This is a genomic window from Nocardia sp. NPDC051900 (assembly GCF_044452545.1).
In the GTDB taxonomy this organism is placed as follows: Bacteria; Actinomycetota; Actinomycetes; order Mycobacteriales; family Mycobacteriaceae; genus Nocardia; species Nocardia sichangensis.
Genome location: NZ_JBITBU010000071.1, coordinates 1 through 2,280, shown reverse-complemented (window position 1 = coordinate 2,280; position 2,280 = coordinate 1). Strand labels below are relative to the sequence as shown.

The 2,280-nt window shown below is 69.1% G+C and carries 1 protein-coding gene; it reads right to left on the bottom strand.

Annotation, left to right across the window (positions count from 1 at the left end):
• Nucleotides 1–2,267 (bottom strand): phosphoenolpyruvate synthase (gene ppsA, locus ACIA5H_RS37740; RefSeq protein ID WP_397081151.1); only part of this gene is annotated, 2,267 nt, incomplete at its 3' end.
• Nucleotides 2,268–2,280: the final 13 nt, after the last annotated feature.

Sequence of the window (2,280 nt, the reverse complement as noted above, 5' to 3'; positions counted from 1 at the left end):
AGCACGCGCCGTTCGGCGGCGGTGATCGCCCGACGGGCCGCGGGCACCGCGTCCGGTGTCACCGAGATCGAGGTGATGCCCATCCGTACCAGGTGTTCGGCGAATTCGGGGCGTGTCGAGGGGGCCTGCCCACACAGCGAGGCCGTGATCTTCAGCCGTCGCGCCGTCTCGACGATCCTGCCGATCGCGTCGAGTACGGCGGGGTCGGATTCGTCGAACAACTCGGCGCAGGTGGCGGAGTCGCGGTCGACGCCGAGCATGAGCTGAGTGAGGTCGTTGCTACCGATCGAGACGCCGTCGATGCCCAGCCCTACGTATTCGGGGAGCCAGTGCACCACCGAGGGCACCTCGGCCATCACCCAGCGGTGTAGTCCACGCTGGTTGCCCAGCGGGCTGGTGTCGACGAGGTCGAGGCAGGCCTCCAGCTCCCAGCGGGTGCGCACGAACGGGATCATCAAGTGCAGATTCGGCGTTTTCTCGCGGACGAGGGCCAGGGCGGTGAGTTCGAGCGCGAAGACCTCGGGTTCGCGGATATAGCGGTAGCAACCCCGGTACCCGATCATCGGATTGCGTTCGTCGGGTTCATAGCGTGTCCCGCCGGCGAGGTCACGGAATTCATTGCTCCGTAGATCGGTCGCGCGATAGATCACCGGCCGCGGGGCGAATGCCGCTGCGATCCGGTGCAAGGGCGCCGACAGCCGTTCGACGAAGGCGTCCTGCTCGCCGCGGGCGATCAGATCCCGGGGGTGGCGTCCGTCGAGGGCCTGCGTGATCAGCGTTTCCGCGCGCAGCAACCCGACACCGTCGACATCGGTGGCCGCGACTCGTTCGGCGGCATCCGGTAGAGCGAGATTGACGTAGACGCGGGTCGCGGTCGGTTCCGCCGGGGCGGTCGGCTCCGACGGCCTGGGCGCGGCGTGCACCGGTTCCGATCGCCCGGCGTGCACCTGACCCGCGGACCCGTCGACGGTCACGACGGCGCCTTCGGTGAGGGTGGTGGTTGCCGTGCGGGTGCCGACCACGCATGGCACGCCGAGTTCGCGGGCGACGATCGCGGCATGGCATGTCATCCCGCCGCTATCGGTGACCAGGGCCGATGCTCGCGAAATGGTCGGTAGCCAATCCGGATTGGTCATGGCGGCGACGAGTACCTCGCCGACCCGCAGTGTCGAGCCCTCCGACGGCGAGCGCAAGATCCGGACGGCGCCGCTGGCTCGGCCGGGTGCGGCGGCAAGACCTCGTAACAGGACCTGGGTGGGGGCTGGCGCATGCGCCGGAGTTCCGGTATCCGCGCGGCCGGCCAGCGTGGTGATGGGCCGGGCCTGCACCAGCCACAGCCGCTCGTCGTCGAATGCCCATTCGACATCCTGCGGGATGCCACCGTGCAGCTGCTGTACCTGCAAGGCCGTCCGGGCTACCGTCAAGGCCTCGTCTTCGCTGAGTACCTGAGCCGCGGCCTCCTCGTCGGTCAGCTGGATCCGCTGGTCACCGTCGGGCCCGGGCACGACGGCGAATCCCTGGTGGCCGGTGCGCGCGGCGATCAGCGTGGGCCCCTTGGCGTCGAGCATGTAAGTGTCGGGCTCGGTCGCTCCGGAGACCACGACTTCGCCTTGGCCGCGCGCTGCCTCGATGACCACGCGATCGCGGCGGCCGGTCGCGGGGTCGGCGGTGAAGGCGACGCCCGACCTGCGGGCGGCGACCATACGTTGCACCACCACCGCGATATCCGGTCGTTCGTGCATCTCGCGGCGGGCGCGGTAGGTGAGTACGCGCGGGGTGAACAGGGATGCCCAGCAGTCGACGACGGCATCCATCAGCCGGTCGTCGCCGCGAATATTGGTTCGCGACAGGTTCATTCCCGCGAAGGAGGCGGTCGCGCTGTCTTCGCCGACGGCGGATGAGCGCACCGCGACCGAAACAGCATCGCCGAGCCGGTGGTAGGCGGTCAGCACGGCGTCGTGCACTCCCGCCGCCATCGGTGTGCGGTGCACGAGTGTGCGCATACGGGTGCACAGTTCGTCGAGTCGCGTGTCGTCGGAGCGAGTGCCCTCCGATGCCGCTTGCAGCGCCTCGGCGTGCAAGGCGTCGAGTTCGGCACCGTGCGGCCCGTGGATGATCACCTCTTCGTAGCAGGATTTGAGGATCACGTACCCGGGTGGCACCGGCAGGTGCGCCGCCACCAGCTCCCCGAGATTCGCGCCCTTGCCGCCGACGCGGTCTGCGTCCGTCAGCCGCAGGTCACCGAGGTCGGTTACGTAGTCGCCCATAACGGCTCCGATC